Source organism: Okeania sp. SIO3I5 (assembly GCF_010672085.1).
Lineage (GTDB): Bacteria > Cyanobacteriota > Cyanobacteriia > Cyanobacteriales > Microcoleaceae > Trichodesmium.
In genome coordinates, this window is record NZ_JAAHHT010000325.1 from 1 (window position 1) to 8,547 (window position 8,547).

Below are 8,547 nucleotides of genomic sequence, written 5' to 3' on the forward strand. Positions count from 1 at the left end.
ATTATTGAGTCGTTATAGTGGGGAAGAGCGGGTTGTTTTTGGGGTGACGGTTTCTGGTAGGACTGGTAATATTTCTGGGGTCGAAAAGATGGTGGGATTGTTTATTAATACTCTACCTTTAATGGTGAGGATATCTCAGGAAGAAAACTTGATTTCTTGGTTAGAAGGAATTCAAGAGTCGATGTTGAAAGTACAGGATTATTCTTATACTCCTTTGTTTGAGGTTCAATCAAGGAGTGAGATTCCTGGGGGGATGCCTTTGTTTGAGAGTATTGTTATCTTTGAGAATTATCCGATGCAGAAGAATCAAGAAAGTGAAAAAGATTCGATACAATTAAGTTCGAGTGGGGGTTTTGAACATACTAATTATCCACTAACTGTAGTGGCAGTGCCAGGAGATAAGTTATTGGTAAGAATTAGTTATGATACTGTTGTTTTTGAGAAAGAGACTATTGAGAGGTTATTAGGACATTTAGATACTATTTTCTCTGCCATCGTAGAAAACCCAGAACAAATGGTGGGTGAGTTGCCTTTGTTAACAGAAACAGAACGCCATCAACTATTAGTAGAATGGAATAATACACAGACAGAATATCCACAAGATAAATGCGCTCACCAACTATTTGAAGAGCAGGTAGAATTGAACCCAGACGCCATAGCATTAGTTTTTGAGGAGAAACAATTAACTTATCAGCAATTAAACAACACAGCTAATCAACTAGCATATTACCTGCAAAGTTTAGGAATATCCTCAGAAGTTAAGGTGGGAGTTTGTCTGGAACGTTCAGTGGAGATGATAGTAGGAATATTGGGGATACTGAAAGCGGGTGGAGCTTATGTACCAATAGACCCCAACTATCCCACAGAAAGATTGAGTTATATGTTGAATGATTCTGGGATTAAGGTGTTGTTAACTACTGAAAAACTATTATCCTCAATACCTTCAACCACTGCACAAATAGTCTGTTTAGACAGAGACCAAAAACTCATAGAGCAACAGAGTCAATCGAATCTAGATACAGGGGTAAGTTCAAAGAATTTGGCTTATGTTATTTATACATCCGGATCTACAGGAAAACCGAAGGGAGTTGCTATTGAGCATCAGAGTTTATGTAACCTAGTTCAAGAACAAAAACGTTTGTTTGAGGTGACGCCCGAAAGTCGTATCCTACAATTTGCTTCGATAAGTTTTGATGCTTCAGTTTGGGAAATATTTATGGCTGTCACCCACGGTTCCAGATTAATTTTGGGAGAAGCTTCTCAATTATTGCCAGGAGATGATTTGAAACAAATTATGGAGCGCTCTTGGGTAACTCATGTCACGTTACCTCCATCTGCTTTAGCTGTATTACCTTCTTCTGAATTACCAACTTTGGATAAGATAATTGTCGCAGGAGAAGCTTGTCCAAGGGAGTTGGCGCATCAATGGTCTGTCGGTCGTCATTTCTTTAATGCTTATGGTCCTACCGAGTCTACAGTTTGTGCTACTGTAGCGGAGATAGATGATGGGAGCGAGCAAATTTCCATTGGTCGTCCAATCGGAAACACGAAAATTTATATTTTAGATAACAATCTTCAACCGGTACCGATAGGTGTCACAGGGGAAATGTACATTGGTGGAGATGGTTTAGCGAGAGGTTATCTTAACCGTCCTGAATTAACAACTGAGAAATTCATTCCCAATCCTTTTGCTGTGGGTTCTCTTTACCGAACAGGAGATTTAGCTTGTTATTTACCAGATGGAAATATAAAATTTATAGGACGCATTGACAATCAAGTTAAAGTTAGAGGTTTCCGTATTGAGTTAGGAGAAGTAGAAGCAGTTCTCAACGATCGCCCTCAAATTCAACAAGCAGTAGTTATAGTCAGGGAAGATAGTTCGGAAAATAAATTTATGGTAGCTTATGTCGTTCCTGAAGATCAGTCCCTAAACAGCAGTGAATTAAAAGAAGATATCAAACAAAAGCTACCAAAATATATGGTACCATCTGTATTTGTCTTTTTAGAAAGTCTACCTTTGACACCCAACGGCAAAATAGACAGGAAAGCATTACCAGCACCAGAGGTTGAAATTAAGCAGGGTGAGGAATACATAGCACCGAGAACAGAAACTGAAGAAATGATAGCCAATATTTTCGCATCTGTTCTCAGAGTAGCTAAAGTAGGAATTTATGATAATTTCTTTGATTTAGGGGGGCATTCCTTACTTGCTACCCAATTAGTTTCTCAACTCAAAGAAGCTTTGGAAATAGAAATGATTCCCATAAAAACAATCTTTGAATTTCCAACGGTAGCAGAACTTGCTCAAAAATTAACCCAGTTACAAACCATTATTGATACAGTTCTCAGCGAAGGAGAAGATTCAACTCTAAATTCAGATGTCAATATTGAGGAGATAGAATTTTAAAAGCGAAGGAGAAGATTCAACCCTAAATTCAGATGTAATATCATGTCCGGTTGAATAGTTATAAATAAAAATGGAGGAGACAGGAGACAGGAGACAGGAGACAGGAGAAAAGAATGTACCAGGAGAAAGAAGTATTTTTATCACGCTCTTATCCGGACATGGTATAATATCATGTCCGGTTGAATAGTTATAATTAAAGTCCGTAGTAGAGGTTTGGTCTCCAAACCCAAGCGCATAAGGGATTTGGAAACCAAACCCCTACGTTCAACAATTAATAATGAATAATGAATAATGAATAATTAATAGACATCTCCAAAAATCAAAAATAAAATTAATTCTTATCCAGAAATTATCAATTATTGTTCCCTGTTCCCTGTTCCCTGTTCCCTGTTCCCTCTTTTCTAGATATGTCTAATATCAAATCCGGTAGCATTGGTGTAATTAGATAAGGAGTCAGGAGTCAGGAGTCAGGAGTTAAGAAGGAGGAGAATTTAGAAAGATTTGGCAATGACTGAAGATGAAACATTTTTTTATACCGAATCAAACGGATTTGATATAATAATTACCTCTTCTTTTCAAGAAGAGGATTGACTCAAAGGAAAATTTTTATTTATTATCCCCTTAAAACGGGAGACTTTAAACCAAAATTTTTCGGTAAAATGTTAGAATCTAGTTTAGGGTTGCTATACAAACAAAAACTTTTTTATCACTGATTATCCGGACATGATGCAAATATTGAGGAGATAGAATTTTAAAAATGACTAACTTAAACTTGATTGACTTTCTCTCTGAACTCCATCAACTAAATATTAAACTTTCAGTCGATGGAGAAAAATTACGTTGTAGCGCTCCTGAAGGAGTTTTAACGGCTGCACTCCGTCAAAAAATCGGCGAAAATAAAGCTGAAATTGTGACATTTTTACAAAAAGTAAGTGGAGTCTCAGATACTACTCTTCCAGAAATTAAAGCTGTACCTAGAGACAAAGATTTACCTTTATCTTTTGCACAAGAAAGACTTTGGTTTCTGAATCAATTAGAAGGAAATTCAGCTACCTATAATATACCTTTGGCTATTAGTATTAATGGTAATTTAGATATAAATGCTCTCCAAAAAACTCTCGAGAAAATAGTACAAAGACATGAAGTATTAAGAACTAGCTTTTCCACAATAAACGGTCAAGCAAGACAAATAGTTCATCCAGAAGCTACCTTAAAAATTAAGGTAATAGACTTACAAAATCTAGAAGAAATTGAACGAAAAAAAGTTCTAGAGCAACAAGTAACCGCAGAAGCTTCTACTCCCTTTGACCTAGAAGTATCACCTTTAATAAGATGTAGTCTCTTACAAATATCAAGTAGAGAATATGTATTGCTATTAACAATGCACCACATTGTTTCTGATGGTTGGTCAATGGGAATCTTTACTCAAGAAATATCGACTTTATATCAAGCTTTTTGTGAAAAAATTCCATCATCTTTACCAGAATTATCTATTCAATATGCAGATTTTGCTATTTGGCAAAGACAATGGTTAAGTGAGGAAAGATTAGAAGCTCAAGTCAACTACTGGAAGCAGGAATTGCAAGATGCTCCAGAATTATTACAACTGCCAACAGACAGAACTAGACCAAGTGTACAAACATACGTTGGTCAAAGACATAGATTTAGCTTAAATCAGGACTTAACTGAAAAATTACAACTACTTTCAAGAAAGTCGGGAACTACATTATTTATGACTTTGTTAGCAGGATTTGCAACTCTGCTATATCGTTACAGCGGACAGTCAGATATTTTAATAGGTTCGCCAATAGCTAATCGTAATTACAAAGAAATAGAACCATTAATCGGCTTTTTTGTCAATACATTGGTCTATAGAAATAATCTAGAAAATAATCCCAGTTTTGAACAGTTACTTAAACAAATTAAAGAAAGCACATTAAAATCTTACGAACATCAAGATGTACCTTTTGAACTTATTGTTGAAGCTTTAAAACCACAAAGGTCTTTAAGTCATTCATCCATATTTCAGGTAATGTTTGTGTTGCAAAACGCCTCTGGCGATTCTATTTTAGAATTACCAGAGTTGACTTTGAGTCAGTTAGAACAAGATTTTCCCATAGCTAAATTTGATTTAACTTTATCAATTTCAGAAACAAATATAGGCTTATTATACGGAGAATGGGAATATAATACGGATTTATTCGATTCCTCAACTATTGAGCGAATGGCTCTACATTTTGAAAACTTATTATCTGCCATTGTTGCTAATCCTCAAATGGCTGTAAATGAGTTACCTTTATTAACAAAATTAGAACGTCATAAATTGTTAGTAGAGTGGAATGATACTGATAGGAAATATTTAAAAGATAGATGTATTCATCAGTTATTTCAAAAACAAGTAGAACTTACTCCGGATGCTGTTGCTGTAGTTTTTGAAGAACAACAATTAACTTATCAGGAATTAAATATTAAAGCTAATCAACTAGCTCGTTACCTTCAAAGTTTAGGTGTAGAACCTGAAGTTTTGGTGGGGATATGTGTAGAACGTTCCCTAGAAATAATCATAGGAATATTAGGAATACTTAAAGCAGGAGGAGCTTATGTACCTTTAGACCCGAAATATCCAGCAGAAAGATTGAGTTATATGTTGGATGATTCGGGAATAAAAGTGTTACTAACCCAACAAGAATTATTATTATCAATACCCTCATCTAGTTCGCAGATAGTGTGTTTGGATAAAGATTGGGAGATAATTAAACAACAGAGTGAATCAAATTTAGATATTAATGTAAGTTCAGATAATTTGGCTTATATAATCTATACTTCAGGTTCTACAGGAAAACCAAAAGGGGTTTTGATTGAGCATAAAAATGTTATTCGTTTATTCGCAGCAACTCAGTCTTGGTACAACTTCAATGAAAATGATGTTTGGACTAATTTCCATTCGATCGCTTTTGACTTTTCAGTGTGGGAAATTTGGGGAGCTTTAATTTATGGCGGACGTCTGGTAGTTGTTCCCTACTGGATAAGTAGAGATACTGAAGCATTTTACAAATTACTATCAACAGAAAAAGTAACAGTTCTCAATCAAACTCCATCTGCTTTTGGTCAATTAATTGCAGTTGAAAAAACTGAGGATATACAATTAAAAGGATTAAAACTAAATTTAAGGTATGTAATTTTTGGTGGGGAAGCATTAGAAATACAAAGTTTAAAACCCTGGTTTGACAAACATGGAGAAGAAAGTCCCCAGTTGGTAAATATGTATGGCATTACAGAAACAACTGTTCATGTAACTTATCGACCTTTAACTATTAACGATCTTAATAGCAGTGGTAGTGCGATCGGTCGTCCGATTCCAGATTTACAAATTTATATCCTAGATGAAAACATACAACCAGTTCCCATCGGAGTTACTGGACAAATGTATGTAGGAGGTGATGGTTTAGCGAGAGGATACCTCAACCGAACAGAACTAACAGAAGAAAGATTTATTTCTAATCCCTTTGGAAACGGTCGTCTTTATAAAACAGGAGATTTAGCGCGTTATTTAGCTAATGGTGAAGTTGAATATCTCGGACGTATAGATAATCAAGTAAAAATTAGGGGTTTCCGCATAGAAATAGGAGAAATAGAAACGGTTATCAATAGTCACCCTCAAGTTCAACAAGCAGTAGTTCTAGTTAAAGAAAATATTCCTGGAAACAAACAATTAGTAGCTTATCTAGTCACTTCAGAGCAATCGCTCACAAACGATCGCTTAAGAGAGGATATCCAACAAAAGCTACCAGAATTCATGGTGCCATCAGCTTTTCTCTTTTTAGAAAATTTACCCCTCACACCCAATGGTAAAATAGACCGTAAAGCACTTAGTAAAATAGATGTACAATCCTCAGAATTAAAAACTAATTTTGTTGCACCGAGAACTATTGAAGAAGAACTGCTAGCAGAAATTTGGTCTAAAGTGCTTGCAGTAGAAGAAGTGGGAGTTTATGATAACTTTTTTGCACTCGGGGGGGATTCCTTACTAAGCGTGCAAGTGTTAGCTCTAGCTAAGAAAAGTGGGCTAGAATTTTCCTTACAACAGTTATTTAAACATCAAACAATCAATGATCTTGTTAAGGTACTCCATCGCTCCGAGTTATCTCTCAATAGAGTGAAAACAGCTCCTTTTAGTTTAATTAGCGAAGAAGATCGTCAATCTTTACCAAATGGAATTGAAGATGCTTATCCATTGACAAAGTTACAGTTGGGAATGGTTTTCCATAGCGAATATGCGCCAACGAGTGGGGTTTATCACGATCTTCTCAGCTATTTTCTCCAAGCTCCTCTGAACATCGAAATTTTACATTCAACGATCAAAGAAATTGTCGCTCGTCATCCAGTCTTGCGTACTAGCATTTCTCTGACTCAATTTTCACAACCACTGCAATTGGTTCATTCTCAAGTAATAATTGAGTTGCCAGTAGATGACATCAGTGACTTATCATTAGATGAACAAGAAAACACTATTGCTACTTGGATAGAGCAAGAGAAACAAAATCCCTTTGTGTGGGAGAACGCACCACTGTTTAGCTTTCATATTCATATACGCAGTAGTGAAACTTTTAATCTAACCCTTAACTGTCACCATTCGATTTTGGATGGTTGGAGCGTAGCAACTCTAATGACAGAATTACTTCAACAATATTTGTTTCTCCTAGGAGAGAAAGTATCGCCTCTGCAAACACCGCCAAGTATAACACTTCGAGATTATGTAGCTGTAGAACAGGAAATATTACAGTCTCAGGAACAACAAAAATATTGGCGAGAAAAACTAGCAGACTTTACTGTAACTAAGTTATCCCTTCAGACATCTGCTCAAAAACATAATTCACTCGAACAGGTAAAAGTACAGGAAGTAGAGATTTCAGCAGATTTATCAATAAAACTCAAAGAACTAGCAAGAAGAATTGGAGTACCTCTCAAAAGTGTTTTGTTAGCAGCACATTTAAGAGCGATCGCCTTTTTGAGCAACCAAACAGATATCATTACAGGGGTAGCAACTCATGGAAGACCTGCTGAGGAAGATAGCGAAAGAATGCTCGGTGTATTTCTTAATACCATACCTTGGAGATCGCATCTTAATGGAGGAAGTTGGATTGAGTTAATCAGACAAACTTTTGAACAAGAACGAGAGTCTTTGCCTTTTCAACAATACCCTTTGGCACAAGTGCAGCAGGATTTAGAATTAGGGGATTCTCTGTTTGAGACAATATTTAACTATGTCAATTTTCATGTTTATCAGCGTTTATCTAGTATCGATAAGTTGAAATTATTAGGAGTGCAATTTTTTGAGCAAACAAATTTTCCATTGGCAGTTCAATTTTCGACTAACTCTACAACATCTCAAATATGCTTAGTTCTCAATTACACTCTAGACAAGTTTAGTTCAGAGCAGATCAAAAGAATTAGCGGTTATTACAGTGCAATTTTGATGGCAATGGCAACTCAACCAGAAGAACGCTACGAAAAAGTTTCTTTATTAACTGAATCAGAACGCCATCAATTATTAGTAGAGTGGAATGATACTGAAAGTGAATACCCCAAAGATAAATGCGCTCACCAACTATTTGAAGAACAGGTAGAAGTTACTCCAGACGCAATAGCGATAGTATATAAAGAGCAACAATTAACCTATCAACAACTCAACAAAAAAGCTAATCAACTAGCACATCACCTGCAAAACTTAGGAGTATCTCCCGAAGTCAAAGTGGGAATATGTCTAGAACGTTCAGTAGAGATGATACTCGGAATATTAGGAATACTAAAAGCAGGAGGAGCTTATGTACCAATAGACCCCAACTATCCCACAGAAAGATTGAGTTATATGTTGGCAGACTCAGGAGTAGAAGTATTATTAACAAATCAAAAACTATTAACATCTCTACCCTCAACGAATGCACAAATAGTCTGTGTAGACACAGACAAAAAACAAATAGAAGAATATTCTCAAGTCAACCTGAAGACAGATAATATCAGTTCAGAAAACTTAGCGTATTTAATGTACACATCAGGTTCCACAGGAAAACCCAAAGGAACCAGCATCATCCATAAAGCAGTAGTACGCCTAGTCAAAGAACAGAACTACGCCAACTTCA

Annotated in this window: 2 protein-coding genes; both read left to right on the forward strand. The window is 35.9% G+C overall.

Annotation, left to right across the window (positions count from 1 at the left end):
- On the forward strand, window positions 1-2,407 hold a 2,407-nt coding region (locus F6K40_RS36650; RefSeq protein ID WP_293144038.1), incomplete at its 5' end, for a non-ribosomal peptide synthetase.
- Window positions 2,408-3,164: 757 nt separating this feature from the next.
- A partial coding sequence (locus F6K40_RS36655) for a non-ribosomal peptide synthetase (protein ID WP_293144041.1) occupies window positions 3,165-8,547 on the forward strand: 5,383 nt, incomplete at its 3' end.